The organism is Bacillus sp. Marseille-Q1617, assembly GCF_903645295.1.
In the GTDB taxonomy this organism is placed as follows: Bacteria; Bacillota; Bacilli; order Bacillales; family Bacillaceae_B; genus Rossellomorea.
Genome location: NZ_CAHJXM010000002.1, coordinates 322,521 through 337,819, shown reverse-complemented (window position 1 = coordinate 337,819; position 15,299 = coordinate 322,521). Strand labels below are relative to the sequence as shown.

Below are 15,299 nucleotides of genomic sequence, written 5' to 3'. Positions count from 1 at the left end.
TCATTTATACGAAAGTTAACGAACTAGTTCACGTTCAAGACGATGCAACTTCCCTGCAAGGCTTCCGTCAAAGATGCGGTTGCCGATTTGGACCTTAAGTCCGCCAAGCAAGTTATCGTCTGTCACATTATCGATTCTTAATGATTGTTTGCCTACTTTTTTGGCAAAAGATGCGGAAACGGCTTCTCTCTCATCTTCTGTTAATGGACGTACTGAATAGACTGTTGCTTCTGCGATTCCTCTTTCTGCATTCGAAAGCTCGATGAACTCATTTGCAACACCTACTACCTGATTGATGCGATGACGATCAGTCAAAAGTAAAAGGGTATTCAGGACTGGTACAGAAGCGGATGAGAATGCTTCCTTTATAAGTCCCTTCTTTTTATCCAAAGAAAGCTTCGGATTGCTGAGAAGGATGTTAAGTTCCTGGTTGTGTGTGAAAACAGATTTCACTACGCGAAGCTCTTCTTCAATCGCTTCTAATTGGTTCTGTTCTTTGGCAATTTCGAAAAGAGCTAACGCATAGCGTTTTGCGACTGTAGAGTTGCTCATCGCTCTTCTCCTGCCTCTTTAATGTAGTCATTGATCAATTTCTGTTGATCTGCTGCTGACAATTCCTTCTCGATCACTTTAGAAGCAATCATGACGGATAATGAAGCAACTTGCTCACGCAGAGCAGTCATTGCCTGCTCTTTCTGAGTTTCGATTTCACGTTTAGCAGATTCTTTCAGGCGCTCACTTTCCTGACGAGCGGCAAGAATGATCTCTTCACGCTGCAGGTCGCCTTGCTTCTTAGAGTTTTCAATCAGCGTTTGCGCTTCTTGACGAGCCTCTTTAAGAAGTTGACGTTGTTCTTCTAAGTGCTTGCTTGCTTCAGCACGGCTCTGTTCAGCCGCTTCGATTTCGCCTGCAATATGATTCTCACGCTCCTGCATGATGCCCATCAAAGGACCCCAAGCATACTTCTTTAAAAGCGCAAGTAAAATCAAAAACATCACTAGCTGGAAAAGGATATCTCCACCGTTGAAGCCGCCACCAGCTCCAAGGACAAATGCGTTTGTTAGCACGCGATTTCACTCCCTTCAAGAGTCAATACTTTCTTTTGAAAAGCATGTAATCTAACGGCAAGTTCTTGCCTGGACATTCAAGATTAATCGTCCATTAGTTATGGACATAAAAGGAATGGCGAAGGTTCTTTTGGAAGGACTTCGCCATTTTGAACTCAAGACTTGCTATTATTGACCCATTACGATGAATGCGATAACTACCGCGATGATAGGAATCGCCTCTACTAGTGCAACCCCGATGAACATTGTTGTTTGAAGCATACCACGTGCTTCCGGCTGGCGAGCCATACCTTCAACTGTACGAGATACAATAAGACCGTTACCAATACCTGCACCAAGTGCTGCTAAACCAATTGCGATTGCTGCTGCTAAAAGACCCATTCTAAATTTCCTCCTTTAAATGTATGAAAAATGTTAGTAGTTTTGTTCAATTTTGAACAGGGTATATATTAATGGTCGTGGCTGACTTTATGAGCCATATAAACCATCGTTAACATAACGAAAATAAATGATTGGATCGCGCCGACAAAGATTGAGAATGCCTGCCAAACGATCGTTGGGATGATTGCTCCCAGTAGTCCGGCTGCCCCGGCGTGCGCCAAGCTTCCCACCAGTAATGCAAGCAGGATTTCCCCGGCATAGATGTTACCGTAAAGACGAAGACCAAGTGTCAGTGTGTTGGCAAGCTCTTCAATAATCTTCAGCGGGAATAAGAACGACATAGGTCTGAAGAAATCTTTACCGTATTCACCGAAGCCTTTCATCTTGATACCATAGTAATGCGTTAACGCGACAACCATAACTGCCAGTGTCATCGTGATAACAGGATCCGCTGTTGGTGATTTCCACCATAGCTCGTTGTCAATGACGACCGAAAACGGAAGCCCAAGCATGTTTGAAACAAAAATGTACATAAGCAAAGTAAGTCCAAGGATATGGAAACGACCACCTGTCTTCCAATCCATATTACTCTTCACAATGTTCTTGACAAAGTCCATGACCCACTCCATGAAGTTCTGTACTCCAGTTGGTTTCATGGCCAGTCTCCGAGTTGAAAGAACGGCTATTAAGAAAACAACGGCACTCGCCACCGTGATCATCAATACGTTCCCCAGGTTGAAAGTCAAACCCAAAAACTCGGCTGTAGGATTTTCATGATGCAATGAAATTCACCTCTCTTCCCCGCTAATTATGAGATTTAAGCTGCTGGGTAAAATAATCTATCATAATGACAACATAGATTGTCATTAATCCAAAAATGACGCTCAGGAGATGAAGATGTTCAGGATATTCCATTGCAATGATCACTGCAAAGGCGGCCCCCGCCATCCGTGAAAAAGTCCCCAAAGACCGAACCTTCTGTCCAGCTGCGACTGCATCACCAAATCGTACCGTCCTCCTCATGATTAGCCAGTGGCTGAACATGCTTATACTTGTCCCCAGGATAAGCCCAAGAAATATAGACTGATAGGAAGTAAAACCCCAACCGAGGACGTATAAGGAAAGGAGGAAAAATATGTACTTACGATGCCTGTTAAACACTTGCTGAAGTTCTGGCATTTACATTAATCTCCCGAATTGAAATGTTGGACCGTTCGGAGCATGGTGTAGATTCCTGTTGAAAGCCCAAAGAGTAGTCCAATGATTAAGAAAAGTGGTGTGGTACCCCATATTCCATCAAGCCATCTCCCCCCGAAGATCCCGATTAAAATGGACCCTGCAAGCTGGGTAAGAATAGCAGAATATAAGACCATCGCTTGATACGGGCGTCTATTGTCCTGACGCATTTGGCATCCCCACACATATTTTTTAGTGGAAAAACACAGTGATGGGTTAAATGAAAGAATACCGTTTTCACAAGTGTTCAAGCATTGTGAAAACCTTATCATTTTATACCCTTTGTAAGCATACAATAGGGTTATTTCCATGTCAATGCGTTCAAGTTAAAAAGTTCACAACCTCGCCACGTGTTTCCAAAACGTTCACATTTTTATCATAATTTGCAGAAAACTGGTGAATATTGCACTTTTTACTCAACCTTCATCGAATGGAAACCATTCACACAACCTTCATTATAAAGAAGTTCCTTTTTACTAGAAACCCTACATTATAATGTAAATATATCCAATTGGATCTAATGCTTCCGAAAAAATAAAGAACCCGGGTCATCTGAAAATGACCCGGGTTCTTTATCTCTTATTTTGTTCCAAACAAACGGTCACCGGCGTCCCCTAATCCAGGAACGATATACCCTTTTTCGTTCAGCTTTTCATCAAGGGCGGCAATATAGATGTCTACTTCCGGGTGCTCTGCCTGAATGGCTTCCACCCCTTCAGGACATGCCACTAAACACATGAACGTGATGTTTTTCGCACCGCGTTTTTTCAGTGAGTTGATCGCTTCAACAGCAGATCCCCCTGTTGCAAGCATCGGATCAACCAGGATGAATTCACGCTCTTCCACATCGCTCGGAAGCTTTACGTAGTATTCGATTGGCTTAAGAGTCTCAGGGTCACGGTATAATCCTACGTGACCGACTTTTGCGGCCGGGATCAATTTAAGGATGCCGTCGACCATGCCAAGACCTGCACGTAAGATAGGAACGATCCCTAGTTTTTTCCCTGTAAGTGTTTTTGCATTCGCTTTGCTTACCGGTGTGTCGACTTCGATGTCTTCAAGCGGAAGTTCACGCGTGATTTCAAATGCCATCAGCGTTGATACTTCATCGACCAGTTCGCGGAATTCCTTTGTACCTGTGTTTTTATCACGGATGAATGTCAGCTTATGCTGGATTAATGGATGATCAAATACGTATACTTTGCCCATTCGACTCTCTCCTTTTGGTTTTGATTTATGTAAAAATAGATAGTTGCTGTTTTACACCTTTGACTATTGTACATAAAAGAGGTTTTAAGAGCAATAAAAGTTGGGAGGTGTAATGAAATCGTTATTTTTATGTGAGAGATTTATTAAAAAATGATAGGAGTGAGTCATTCTTATTACCGCTATTGATTTCCGTGGCAGACTTCGCTTTCCGCGGGCGGGCGTGGAGCCTCCTCGGCTTTGCACTGGACCCATAAAGTTGGACACTTATTTGTTAAGCAGCTAATTCTGTACTAAGTCGATAAGCTACTGGACTTTTCCGTTTCAACCTTGATTTAATTCTCAAATGGTTGTAGTAATGCATGTATTGTTCAAGTTCGTCTTTAAAGTGCTCGATACTATCAAAATCTTGTAGATAAAGGAATTCTGATTTTAGGATTCCAAAAAAGTTTTCCATGACAGAGTTGTCATAACAGTTTCCTTTGCGAGACATACTTTGGGTGATGTTGTGTTCCTTCAGTACCCTTCGGTACTGGGCCATTCGATAGTGCCAACCCTGGTCGGAATGAATTAAGAGCTCGTCACCTTCGTTTACATGTTTTAAACCTTGTGCCAACATCGTTTCAACCAAATCAAATGTCGGCCTTGATTGAATCGTGTAGGTGATGATTTCGCCGTTAAACAGGTCTAAAATCGGAGACAGATATAGCTTTTGTCCAAACAATGCAAATTCCGTAATGTCCGTCACCCACTTTTGGTTAGGTTTTTTGGCACTAAAGTTACGGTTTAAAATGTTTGGAGCTGCTTTTCCGACTTCTCCTTTATACGATTTGTACTTTTTCATTCGCACCATGCATTTAAGTCCGAGGTCTCTCATAATTCGAAGTACTTTCTTTTTATTGATCGAATATCCTTTTTCCTGAAGCACGTCGGTAATGCGACGGTAACCAAACCGACCTGAATGTCTATGGTAAATGAAATGTATTCTCCTTTTCCATTTACGGTCAGGGTCTGGTTGGCTCCACTTTTTAATGAGGTTGTAGTAAGTACTTTTGGGCATCTTGGCTACTTTTATCGTTCGAGTCACCGGGAATTCATTCCTTAGTTCATACACTACTTTCGCTTTGATTTCGTTGGTGATTGTTCTTCCTGAACTAAGGCTTTCAGCTTTTTTAAATAGGCGTTCTCCATACGAAGGTATTCAAGTTCTTTTTTCATATCTTCTACCGACTGGTTGGAAGAGTTGTCTTTGGCCTTTTTATTCTTGTTATTAGAAGTCATTGTAGAAAGCCCCTTTCCTTTAGGTTCAAGGGCATCTTCTCCAGCTGTCTCCCACTTTTTCTTCCACCTGCGAACCATACATGGATCTGGGATATGAAAAATGGCTGATGCCTCTCGAATGGAGTAATTCTTTTCCGTAATAAATTGAATTACCCTCAGTTTAAAGGCACGAGGATAGTTTGTATAGGGAAAGGTAAAAGCTTGATCACCGTGGTGACGAACTAACATCACCCAGTAGCGGAGAATCGAATCATCAACACCCACTTGATTCGCTAGGTCTCGATAACTGACCAATTCATTGAGATAACGCTTGGCAACATGAAGTTTAAACTCTTGGGTAAACTTAGCCATTTGACGGGCACCTCCTATTGTTGGATGGGTGTCCAACAATAGGGGTGCAGCACACTTCGCCTGCGGGGTCTCCACAGCTCCGCTTTTCCCGCAGGAGTCTTCGTCTGCCACTCCAATCAACCGCTGGAATCCATTCAATCATAATTACAACTACTGAATCCTACCTATCCTGTTACTAGCTATTTTTCTAATCACCTTTAACCTATCTTATAAACCACAACCTCCATTACCTGCAAACCTATCAATCTATTTCCCTCATAAAAAAACCTCTCCAAAAAATCAGTTCTTTTGAAGAGGTTTCTACTATTTATTATCTTTCTGGATATAAAGCGAATCTGCTTGTTAGGTCTGTTACGCGTTTGCGGGCTTCTTCGAGCTTGGTTTGGTCTTCGTGGTTTTTGAGGGTAAGGGCCATGATGGACGCGATTTCGTCCATTTCTTCCTTAGCAAAACCACGGGACGTGACTGCCGCTGTTCCGATGCGGATACCGCTTGTGACGAATGGGCTTTCCGGATCGAATGGGATGGTGTTTTTATTGACCGTGATTCCGATATCATCAAGGACTTTTTCTGCGATTTTACCAGTCAGTCCAAGTGAACGAAGGTCGATTAATAGAAGGTGGTTGTCCGAACCGCCTGATACGAGGTCGATTCCTTCTTTTCTTAAGCTCTCACCGAGACGGGCTGCATTGTCGATGATATTTTGCGCATATTCTTTGAAAGAATCCTGCAGCGCTTCACCGAACGATACCGCTTTTGCAGAGATCACGTGCATCAACGGACCACCTTGAAGTCCAGGGAAAATAGACTTGTCTATCTTCTTGCCGAACTCTTCTTTACAAAGGATCATACCGCCGCGGGGACCGCGAAGTGTTTTATGAGTCGTTGTTGTCACGAAATCTGCGTAAGGAACCGGATTCTGATGAAGACCGGCAGCCACAAGGCCTGCGATATGAGCCATATCCACCATCAGGTATGCTCCCACTTCATCCGCGATTTCACGGAATTTTGCAAAATCGATCTTTCTAGGATACGCGCTTGCTCCCGCTACGATCAATTTCGGTTTGTTTTCCAATGCTTTTTGACGAACATCTTCATAGTTGATCAGGTGGCTTTCCTTATCGACTCCGTACTCTACGAAGTTATACTGGATTCCACTGAAGTTGACCGGACTTCCGTGCGTCAGATGTCCTCCGTGTGAAAGGTTCATCCCAAGGACCGTGTCACCCTGCTCAAGGATTGTGAAGTAGACTGCCATATTGGCTTGTGCCCCCGAGTGAGGCTGCACGTTCACATGCTCCGCTCCGAATAACTCTTTTGCGCGGTCGCGCGCTAAGTTTTCCGCTACATCGACATGTTCACACCCGCCATAATAGCGACGACCTGGGTACCCTTCTGCATACTTGTTCGTGAGGACCGAACCTTGTGCTTCCATAACGGCTTCACTGACAAAATTCTCAGATGCAATTAACTCGATTTTCGTGCGTTGACGCTCTAATTCATCTTGAATTGATGCATAAATTTCCGGATCTTGCTTGGCAATCTTACTCATACATATCCCCCTTTTAATCATCGGCCCATTCTAAGCTGCGCCATCTTGATTCATTCAATTTCATTCTATCATGATTATGCAGAACGCGAAATAAGAACGTGTGGGTAAATTGGAATGTTCGTGTTTTTGGGGTTGGCGGGGAAAAAATATGCAGTTGCAAATTGGGGTTGTACCTGGTACATCAGGGGGGTTTTTGTACCTGGTACACGCAGCTTAGACTGTACCTGGTACAATCCCTTCCAAATGTACCTGGTACACGTAGCTTAGATTGTACCTGGTACAACAAAAGCAAACTTACCCCACGCACAAACAAAAAGCCCGCCCTTCAACGCATCAAGCATTGAAAGACGAGCTCAATTCTTAACTTCTCATTCATATACAGCCCTTACCCCGCCAATCAACTTCGGCCGGGTCACAGCGAGCGTCACATGCGCCCCACCCAGGCTCTTCTGGGACACCCTGACCGGCACCGCTACATGCTTCAGCTGCATGCCGATGAACGTGTCACCGATATCGATCCCGGCATCCGCCTTGATGAACTCTACCATGACGGGATCTTCAAACGACCGGTAAGCGTGGGTCGCCATCGCGCCGCCGGCCGACCGGGCCGGGATGACGGTCACTTCATCGAGCCGCAGCCTTTCAGCCGTTTCACGCTCCAGGACGATCGCCCGATTCAGATGCTCGCAGCACTGGAACGCGAGCGACACTCCTGCTGACTCGGCGAACTCTTTTAACTCTTTATAAATCATCTCAGCCACATCAAACGTTCCGGCTGTCCCGATCCGTTCACCGATGACTTCCGAGGTTGAACATCCGACGACAAAAACCTGTCCTTTTTTCAACGAAACCTTATCCTTGAATTCTGTCAATATACTGCGAAGCTGTTCCTGCAATTGAGTGATTTCCATGAAACCCACTTCCTATTATTTGTCTTCGTATGCCGTGATTTTACCGACTCGATTGGCGTGGCGTCCGCCTTCGAATTCCGTTCCCAGCCATGTTTTTGCTATTTCGCGGGCAAGCCCGGGGCCGATGACGCGTTCGCCCATTGCAAGCATGTTGCTGTCATTATGTTCACGTGTCGCTTTCGCACTGAATACATCGTGCACAAGCGCACAACGAATGCCTTTTACCTTGTTGGCGGAAATGCTCATACCGATGCCTGTACCACAGATTAAAATGCCGCGGTCAAACTCGCCGCTTGCAACCTTCTCGGCTACCGGTACCGCATAATCCGGATAGTCGACTGATGTGCCGCATTCACAGCCGAAATCTTCATATTCAAGTCCCAGTTCTTCCAATAATGATTTGATTTCTTCACGAATATTACCCCCGCCGTGATCTGACGCAATTGCGATTTTCATATATCGTCACTCCCCGTTTTTGACTAGTGTTTGTTTCCTTTTATTTTGACATACCCATGCGAATAGATAAAGTTTTTCAGCTTAGGAAAAAAGTCGTCTTTCACACGGAGTCCGTCCCCGGTTTGAAGGCCCGTCCCTCGGTCCATTAACGCGTTACCGCACGGCGGGACGGGCCTTCCAAGTGTCTAACCAAAATAAAAATAGCACAGACTCTAAAGCCCATGCTATCAGATAAACAAATTATAAATGAAAACGGGTGATCGTCCCCTTCAGCGACTCTGCCTGCTTCTTCAGGTTCAACGTCAAGTCCTCGACATTCCCCATGACCGCAGCCTGTTCACGGGTCGCTTCCGAAACTTCTTCCGCTCCCGCAGAAGTTTCTTCAGCGATCGCCGCCACTTCCTGGGATTGCTGGGATGTAAGTCTGATGCTTTCCATCTGTCTGTCGACCAGGCCTGAGATTTTCTGGACCGAGTCTGCCACTTCGTGAATCGTGTTTGTCATCGTTTCAATGACTTCATTCGTTTCCGATCCCTTTTCCGCTTCCTTATTGGCCGTCGTCACCTGGTTTGTGATTTGACCGACCACGTTCCCGACTTCCGTTTGGATATTTTTAATCAAATCAGAAATCCCTTGAACCGCTTTGCCGCTCTCATCCGCAAGTTTACGGACTTCCTCGGCTACGACGGCAAAGCCTTTTCCGTGCTCACCGGCGCGCGCCGCTTCAATGGACGCATTCAGTGCAAGCAGGTTCGTCTGGTTGGCGATATCCCCTACCAATTGAATGATTTGCTCCACTTTTTTCGCGTTATCCTCCAGACGGCGTACAACCACCAGTGAATCTTCGTTACCTTTCGCGAGCGTCGTGATCCCTTCCACTAAAGAATGAATGACCTCTTTGCTTCCTTGAAGTTCGGTGACCATATTTTTAGACAGCTGCTCAGAAGACTTTGAGTGATTCTGCACTTCTTGCGCGATCTGAATGACGTCTTCAACCGATTCGGCTGTTGTCTGAATGGACATGGCCGAGCTTTCCGCGCCAGCCGATATTTCGCTGATCGTCCTTGAAATTGCATCAGCTTGCTGTGAAGCCATTTCAGACGCCTTTGATAAATCCACTACATTTGAATTTGTTTTTGTGAAATTCTCCTCGATGCTCGACACCATATCCCGAAGGTTATGAAGCATGCGGTTGAATGCGAGGCCCAGCGCACGGATTTCATCATCCGACTTCGGCACTTCCACTTCCACCGCAATGTCACCCTCTGCCGCTTTCAATGCAGCCTGCTCCAGACGCTGCAATGGTTTTACGATAAAACCGGCCGCGAAGAATGCCAGTACCGCTGACCAGAACACACCCATGCCCAACGTGACACTCGTAAATAAAAACTCATTCATGTCAGGTGCAAAGGTAGGTTTAATAAAATAAATGAAAAATGCCGACGTTGAATACGTGACCAAAGCCAAAATCGTAATGAAGAATACCAATTTCTTTCTAAGACCGGACTTATACCTTCTCTCTTTCCCCATCCCTTTTCTCTCCTCAAAAAATCAATCTCTTTCTAATTTGTTGATCAACTGCCCGATCAACGAGTCCAGCTCTCTATATGTATGTCTGTAGATGTCCACACTTCCTCCAAAGGGATCGGAAACGTCCATGTCATCAGGATCCTCAAGCACATATTCCTTTAACGTGAATACTTTGTCGGAGGCCTCTGGGTACTGATCCATGATTGCCCATTTATGATGAGCGGTCATCGTGAATACATAGTCCGCCCAGTCGATGTCCTTTTTCCGGAGCGTGCTGGATTGGTGCTCATGTTTTATATCGTTCTCTTTCAGAACTTCTTTAGTCTGAAATGAAGCATCGCTTCCATCCATTGCAAAAACACCCGAAGATTTCACCTCGAAACGCTCAGTCCCTCTATGTCTCAATACCGCTTCCGCCATCGGACTGCGGCATGTATTTCCCGTACAAACAAATAAGATCTTCATCATCTCATCCTCCTTAAGCCTATTATAAAATATTTTCCAAATCTCATATAGGACATTCACAAAGATTACAAAAAGAAAAGTGTTACTTCGGAAGTCGACCGTTCCTTTTCGCTCCAGGCAATTGCTTTCCGCGGGGAGGAAGTCAAGCCTCCTCGTCGTTCCGCCTGCGGGGTCTCGACTTTTCCTCTATATCCCGTCGGAGTCAAGTTCCTTCCGCTACATTCCACTCTGTATTTTTAATAACAAAATAGCAACTCTTATAAGGCCATGGATATTCTTAAAGAGAAACATAAGGGACATCTGCTACTATTGGTTTTCTTGTCAGGCTCTAATCTTGTTCTAAACTCCTAAACATTGAACTGTAGTGCATTTCAATGGCACCTCGTTTCTTAATCATCAAGAAAACAAAAACGCCCCACCACATTAAAGCAGTGAGGGACGGGCTTTTAGCGCTTTAAAGCGGGCTGGGACGGGCCTTGAAATTTTACAATGGCAGCAGCAGTTTGATTCCGAAGGCAAAGAGGATGCTGCCTCCGAGTGCTTCGCTGTAGGTGCCGAGGACGCCTTGAAATTTCCTTCCGAGCAAGAGGCCGATCCAGGTCAAGAGGGTGGCAGCCACTCCGAAGCAAACCAGGGCCACGGCTGTCCGTGCACCGAAAATCCCGAGGGTCAAACCAACCGAAAAACTGTCTAAGCTTACACTCAACGCAAATAACATGAGACCGAATCCCACCGGGGAAATCAGTGTCGTTTCTTCATCTTTAAAGCTGGAAAAAAACATCTGTATGCCAAGCACAATCAGGAGAATGCCCCCCGCGTAAGTAGCAAATGAACCGAACGTGTCGGATAGGAATTTCCCGGTTATCATTCCAAAGAGCGGCATGAATACGTGAAAAATGCCGACCGTCAATCCTATGTAAAAAATCTGCTTCAAACGAAGCTGCAGCATTCCCATACCAATACCGATCGAAAAGGCATCCATCCCGAGAGCAAATGCCATTAACATCAGGGTAATCAATTCTCCGATAAGCGTTGTCATTCCTTTTCCTCCTCTGGACGTGCCTTCAAGACAAACTTATGCACGTCCAAAAGGAAATAGAATGACAAAAATGTATAGTGGTATCGATTGCTTGAACTCACACCCGCTAACAAACGAAAAACCCCCGCCATTACACGAATCAGCAGGGGTGTTGCTCAACTTTTTATATTCATATACGGTATAATCCGTCTTTCCAAGCTCCTCAAATCAAGCAAATCAAGGCTTTATCACCCGATACCCCGCCGCTTTCTGAAGCCGGTTCATAATCGCAAGCCCGACTCCTTCTTCAGGGAACATCTCGGCAAAAATAATATCAACATCACTGTTATTGAATGCCCGAAGCGTATCGTAAAGCCCGTGGGCGACCGTTTTCAAATCGTTCCGCCGTCCAACAGAGAGCACGACGTCAGCACGGTAATCCTCCACAAATTCATCTGTGGTCAACACACCGGCCTTCAATCCCTCACTCTTTTTCTCATCCACAAGCTTTTGAACGTCGTCCCGCGTCCCATCGACCAAGTATACCGGGGCATCCGGGGCATAATGCGTATATTTCATCCCGGGTGATTTAGGCGCGCCCTTCCCTTCTTTCAATGAAGGATCCACGCTCACTTCCCCGACGACTTCCTGAAGCTGCTCTTTGGTGACACCGCCCGGACGCAAGATGACAGGAACCGGTCCTGTACAATCAACAACGGTCGATTCAACGCCAACACCCGTCTCACCGCCGTCAACTACTCCGATGATGCGGTCCTCAAGGTCATCGATCACATGCTGAGCCGTGGTCGGGCTCGGTTTTCCCGAACGATTCGCACTCGGCGCCGCAATCGGCAGACCCGATTCTTCAATAATGGCAAGCGCCACGGGATGGTCCGGCATCCGGATCGCGACCGTATCGAGTCCAGCCGTCACTTTCTCTGAAAGTACCCCCTCTTTTTTTTGAAAAATAAGGGTCAACGGTCCCGGCCAGTAGGAAGAAATCAACTCTCCCGCCGCTTCCGGAATATCTTCAACCAGCTCTATTAATTGATCTTTATTCGAGATGTGGACAATCAGTGGATTATCGGATGGCCTTCCCTTTGCTTTAAAAATCTTATCGACGGCCTCATCACTTTTTGCGTTTGCCCCAAGTCCATAAACCGTCTCTGTCGGAAATGCCACAACCTCATTTTGCTGCAAAATCCGAGCTGCATCCACAATTTGTGGATAACTTTCTTTGTTATCCACATCATTTTCCACAATCCAACGTTTTATCATATCATTCGTCCACCTTTTTCAATCAAGCATACATCTATTCACATTAATGTGTATAAACACTGAATTATCAAGCGTTCCACAAACATACCCTTTTGAAAGTATAAAAGAAACCTAGTAAATACTCAAGTATTGTCCACAAAACGTGCATAAACCTCTACCCTCTGTGGATAACCCTGTGGATGAGTGTGAATAATTCTGAAAAAAGAGACATTTTTTCAAACTCCCACTTTCATACGGTTTTTGTCGAATCCACTCATAAAAAAAACAGATCATTTTGTTGAAAAATGATCTGCCTCATAGAATGAACATCCCTGGTATTTGATTTGAATATTTGTCGAATTTCGGAGATTCCCCTTACAGTTGAAGGCTCATCGTCAGCAGATTATCCACTGTGGATAACTGTTTGGCATGAACGAAATCTTTCAGTTCATCCACAAACGCCTGTGGTTCCTGTTGAAAACCTAAAACTTCAAAGAAATTTAATGAAGCTCGCCGATTTGTAATCAAGTAAAGCTTGGATAAGTCTTTCTCTTTTGCAAGCTTAAAAATCTCCTGGAAGAGGGTAAAGATTTCTTCACTGTCAAAGGCAGGGGTGACAACCAGCGAACGAAGCAGCCCGGTACTGCCGCGCATCTCGATTCCAAGCGTCCCGATCAGATTCTTTTCCTCATCTTCCACCACCAGGAAACAGTCAATCGTGTTCTTAACCCCTTCAGTGCTCAATCCCGCTTTGACAAGAAATCCAATTACTTTATAGATGTCCTCATGTGTTGCCTGCCTGATTGTTTTTGTCATTTTGTGTTCCTCCCTTTTCTAGTATCTTTACTTTAACTTTATGAGAGGGAGGGAGGATTAGAACTAGTTTTTAGTAGATTTCTATTTTTAGTAGAAAACCATTCTTCTAACTAACGTGGACCAGCTACAATTCATTAATCTTTTAACACCGCTAATGATTTCCGTGCAAGACTTCGCTTTCCGCGGGCAGTTGTTGAGCCTCCTCGTCGCTAAATCTCCTGCGGGGTCTCACCTAACTCGCTTTTCCCGCAGGAGTCTTCGTCTTGCACTCCAATCAACCGCTGGAATCACCCTGGATTATCTTTAACAGGGGCTTATAAAAGAGATACATAAAAAAGACTTCACCCTTGAGATGAAGCCTTCCGCTTAATTAAACAATCCTTTTACAAAATCAACCACGAAGAACCGGACTTTTACTTCTTCCTGCTCGCCTTCTTCTACAAAGACCTGTTCACTAACTGGTTGTTCTTTTGTTTCCACTTGTACTTTTGTTTGAAATCCGTCGATTAGTTTGTTTTCTTTCACGATGGTTTCTTGGGAATTTACTTGTTCCAAGCTTTCTTCGACAGATTCTTGCTCTTCTCCTGCTCCGGCTGGAACTTCCACTGTCTCTTCCACCACTTCAGTTTCAACTTTTTCTGAAGGATTATCCAATCCGTTTTCATCTTTCTCAGCTAATTCAGTTACCACTTCTTCAGCAGGTTCTCCTGTTTCTTCCGCAAGTTCGTCTTCCGGATCAACTTCAGTGATGACATCTCCGCTTGCTTCGACCGTTGTTTCAAATCCCGGGCTTCTTACTGCGTTGCCTGTTGAGAAATCCAGGAAGCAGAGAGGAGGGTACAGTACGCACCACCAGTTCGCTCCTTCACCTTTTCCAAGTGTGATCAATACCGCTTCATACTCACCTGCCGGATATAGATACTGTCCATAAAGCTTTGTAGGGAACTGAACTTTGTCAAAATCGATTGCCACGTTTTGATCCAAACCTTGTTCTGCGACCACGTCTTCCGCAATCTTCTGAAGTTCCGGCAATCCCGCTTTGATGATGTTCTTCGCTTCTTCCTGTGATGTGAGGCTGCCGACCCATTTTGTAATCTCTTTATTTACCTCGTCCCGTACCAATCGTTTCACGTTCTGGTCTTTTTCCAAGTCACTGTTTGCCAGGATACGCAGGCGAATCGCCTCCTGTGGAATCACCATCGGCTCCTGTGCCACGATTTCCTGTTTCGGAATATATAAACTTACGATTGTCCCTAAAGTAAGAATGAGAATATAAGATAATACCACGTGTTTTGTTTTCATTTTCTCTCCACCTTCCCCTCAGTAAAATAGTCTGGACAAGATGGGGAAATCTTAAACTAGTAAATTGATATTTTTTATCCTGTGGAGTCTCACCTCAGTCACTTCTCCCGCAGGAGTCTTCGTCTTGCACTCCCATCAACGCTGAATCCGTTTCTAAATGAACCAACCTCCCGCTATTAAAGCGATGATTTTGATTACAAAGGATGAAATTTGATCATAAGAACTTCCTGTCGATAATATAAAATCAAATATAATAAAATTTGATAATAAATTCTTCTATTTCGATTATAAAAATTGAAATTTCGATAATAAGTTGCGGCGGCATGATATCTTACTATCTATTATTCTATGAAAACACGGTTCAGACACCTATTTCCCACTAAAACATGCCGACCCTTAATCATTTCAACGAATTTTCATTAAAAACATCAAAAAAATCACAAAAAAGACCCCTTTCTCAGAAAAAGGAG

The 15,299-nt window shown here is 44.6% G+C and carries 16 protein-coding genes and 1 pseudogene; all 17 read right to left on the bottom strand.

Going from position 1 to position 15,299, the window contains the following annotated elements; all coding sequences use genetic code 11:
* Nucleotides 1–15: 15 nt before the first annotated feature.
* Nucleotides 16–552, bottom strand: coding sequence for a F0F1 ATP synthase subunit delta (locus HWX64_RS13225; protein WP_175990021.1), 537 nt, complete (start codon nucleotides 550–552; stop codon nucleotides 16–18).
* Nucleotides 549–1,067 carry a F0F1 ATP synthase subunit B gene (locus tag HWX64_RS13220; RefSeq protein ID WP_175990020.1) on the bottom strand — a complete coding sequence of 173 codons (519 nt, stop codon included), beginning with the start codon at nucleotides 1,065–1,067 and terminating at the stop codon, nucleotides 549–551. The genes HWX64_RS13225 and HWX64_RS13220 overlap by 4 nt, the downstream gene beginning before the upstream one ends.
* Before the next feature lie 168 nt (nucleotides 1,068–1,235).
* Nucleotides 1,236–1,448, bottom strand: coding sequence for a F0F1 ATP synthase subunit C (gene atpE, locus HWX64_RS13215; protein ID WP_044339990.1), 213 nt, complete (start codon nucleotides 1,446–1,448; stop codon nucleotides 1,236–1,238).
* 68 nt (nucleotides 1,449–1,516) lie between these two features.
* Nucleotides 1,517–2,230, bottom strand: a complete 714-nt coding sequence (gene atpB / locus HWX64_RS13210) for a F0F1 ATP synthase subunit A (protein ID WP_175990019.1) — start codon at nucleotides 2,228–2,230, stop codon at nucleotides 1,517–1,519.
* A 22-nt stretch (nucleotides 2,231–2,252) separates the two neighbouring features.
* A complete protein-coding gene (locus tag HWX64_RS13205; protein ID WP_175990018.1) occupies nucleotides 2,253–2,627 on the bottom strand; it encodes an ATP synthase subunit I in 375 nt (124 codons plus the stop codon).
* 5 nt (nucleotides 2,628–2,632) lie between these two features.
* Entirely contained in the window at nucleotides 2,633–2,854 is a 222-nt protein-coding gene (locus HWX64_RS13200) for an AtpZ/AtpI family protein (protein WP_175990017.1), read from the bottom strand.
* A 409-nt stretch (nucleotides 2,855–3,263) separates the two neighbouring features.
* A complete protein-coding gene (upp, locus tag HWX64_RS13195; protein WP_175990016.1) occupies nucleotides 3,264–3,893 on the bottom strand; it encodes a uracil phosphoribosyltransferase in 630 nt (209 codons plus the stop codon).
* Nucleotides 3,894–4,164: 271 nt separating this feature from the next.
* Nucleotides 4,165–5,522: pseudogene (locus HWX64_RS13190) on the bottom strand (IS3 family transposase).
* Between the two features lie 310 nt (nucleotides 5,523–5,832).
* The gene (gene glyA, locus HWX64_RS13185; protein WP_175990015.1) at nucleotides 5,833–7,074 is read right to left on the bottom strand and encodes a serine hydroxymethyltransferase; all 1,242 of its coding nucleotides are present in this window, start codon (nucleotides 7,072–7,074) and stop codon (nucleotides 5,833–5,835) included.
* A 368-nt stretch (nucleotides 7,075–7,442) separates the two neighbouring features.
* On the bottom strand, nucleotides 7,443–7,985 hold the full coding sequence (locus HWX64_RS13180; RefSeq protein ID WP_175990014.1) for a TIGR01440 family protein: 543 nt from the start codon (nucleotides 7,983–7,985) through the stop codon (nucleotides 7,443–7,445).
* Nucleotides 7,986–8,000: 15 nt separating this feature from the next.
* Nucleotides 8,001–8,441, bottom strand: a complete 441-nt coding sequence (gene rpiB, locus HWX64_RS13175; protein WP_175990013.1) for a ribose 5-phosphate isomerase B — start codon at nucleotides 8,439–8,441, stop codon at nucleotides 8,001–8,003.
* A 240-nt stretch (nucleotides 8,442–8,681) separates the two neighbouring features.
* Nucleotides 8,682–9,971 carry a methyl-accepting chemotaxis protein gene (locus tag HWX64_RS13170; protein WP_175990012.1) on the bottom strand — a complete coding sequence of 430 codons (1,290 nt, stop codon included), beginning with the start codon at nucleotides 9,969–9,971 and terminating at the stop codon, nucleotides 8,682–8,684.
* Between the two features lie 21 nt (nucleotides 9,972–9,992).
* The gene (locus tag HWX64_RS13165; protein ID WP_175990011.1) at nucleotides 9,993–10,439 is read right to left on the bottom strand and encodes a low molecular weight protein arginine phosphatase; all 447 of its coding nucleotides are present in this window, start codon (nucleotides 10,437–10,439) and stop codon (nucleotides 9,993–9,995) included.
* Between the two features lie 481 nt (nucleotides 10,440–10,920).
* The gene (locus tag HWX64_RS13160; RefSeq protein ID WP_175990010.1) at nucleotides 10,921–11,475 is read right to left on the bottom strand and encodes a manganese efflux pump MntP family protein; all 555 of its coding nucleotides are present in this window, start codon (nucleotides 11,473–11,475) and stop codon (nucleotides 10,921–10,923) included.
* A 216-nt stretch (nucleotides 11,476–11,691) separates the two neighbouring features.
* Nucleotides 11,692–12,732, bottom strand: coding sequence for an L-threonylcarbamoyladenylate synthase (locus HWX64_RS13155; protein ID WP_175990009.1), 1,041 nt, complete (start codon nucleotides 12,730–12,732; stop codon nucleotides 11,692–11,694).
* Between the two features lie 354 nt (nucleotides 12,733–13,086).
* Nucleotides 13,087–13,527, bottom strand: a complete 441-nt coding sequence (locus HWX64_RS13150) for a GNAT family N-acetyltransferase (RefSeq protein WP_175990008.1) — start codon at nucleotides 13,525–13,527, stop codon at nucleotides 13,087–13,089.
* Between the two features lie 366 nt (nucleotides 13,528–13,893).
* Nucleotides 13,894–14,829 (bottom strand): stage II sporulation protein R, encoded by a 936-nt coding sequence (gene spoIIR / locus HWX64_RS13145; RefSeq protein ID WP_175990007.1) that lies wholly within the window; start codon nucleotides 14,827–14,829, stop codon nucleotides 13,894–13,896.
* Nucleotides 14,830–15,299 lie beyond the last annotated feature (470 nt).

What these genes read in the sequence shown, in the direction of transcription:
- HWX64_RS13170 (WP_175990012.1), bottom strand. Translation starts at nt 9,971, where the DNA reads ATGGGGAAAGAGAGAAGGTATAAGTCCGGTCTTAGAAAGAAATTGGTA.
- HWX64_RS13200 (WP_175990017.1), bottom strand. Translation starts at nt 2,854, where the DNA reads ATGCGTCAGGACAATAGACGCCCGTATCAAGCGATGGTCTTATATTCT.
- HWX64_RS13155 (WP_175990009.1), bottom strand. Translation starts at nt 12,732, where the DNA reads ATGATAAAACGTTGGATTGTGGAAAATGATGTGGATAACAAAGAAAGT.
- upp (WP_175990016.1), bottom strand. Translation starts at nt 3,893, where the DNA reads ATGGGCAAAGTATACGTATTTGATCATCCATTAATCCAGCATAAGCTG.
- HWX64_RS13160 (WP_175990010.1), bottom strand. Translation starts at nt 11,475, where the DNA reads ATGACAACGCTTATCGGAGAATTGATTACCCTGATGTTAATGGCATTT.
- HWX64_RS13205 (WP_175990018.1), bottom strand. Translation starts at nt 2,627, where the DNA reads ATGCCAGAACTTCAGCAAGTGTTTAACAGGCATCGTAAGTACATATTT.
- spoIIR (WP_175990007.1), bottom strand. Translation starts at nt 14,829, where the DNA reads ATGAAAACAAAACACGTGGTATTATCTTATATTCTCATTCTTACTTTA.
- atpE (WP_044339990.1), bottom strand. Translation starts at nt 1,448, where the DNA reads ATGGGTCTTTTAGCAGCAGCAATCGCAATTGGTTTAGCAGCACTTGGT.
- HWX64_RS13150 (WP_175990008.1), bottom strand. Translation starts at nt 13,527, where the DNA reads ATGACAAAAACAATCAGGCAGGCAACACATGAGGACATCTATAAAGTA.
- HWX64_RS13165 (WP_175990011.1), bottom strand. Translation starts at nt 10,439, where the DNA reads ATGATGAAGATCTTATTTGTTTGTACGGGAAATACATGCCGCAGTCCG.
- rpiB (WP_175990013.1), bottom strand. Translation starts at nt 8,441, where the DNA reads ATGAAAATCGCAATTGCGTCAGATCACGGCGGGGGTAATATTCGTGAA.
- HWX64_RS13180 (WP_175990014.1), bottom strand. Translation starts at nt 7,985, where the DNA reads ATGGAAATCACTCAATTGCAGGAACAGCTTCGCAGTATATTGACAGAA.
- HWX64_RS13225 (WP_175990021.1), bottom strand. Translation starts at nt 552, where the DNA reads ATGAGCAACTCTACAGTCGCAAAACGCTATGCGTTAGCTCTTTTCGAA.
- glyA (WP_175990015.1), bottom strand. Translation starts at nt 7,074, where the DNA reads ATGAGTAAGATTGCCAAGCAAGATCCGGAAATTTATGCATCAATTCAA.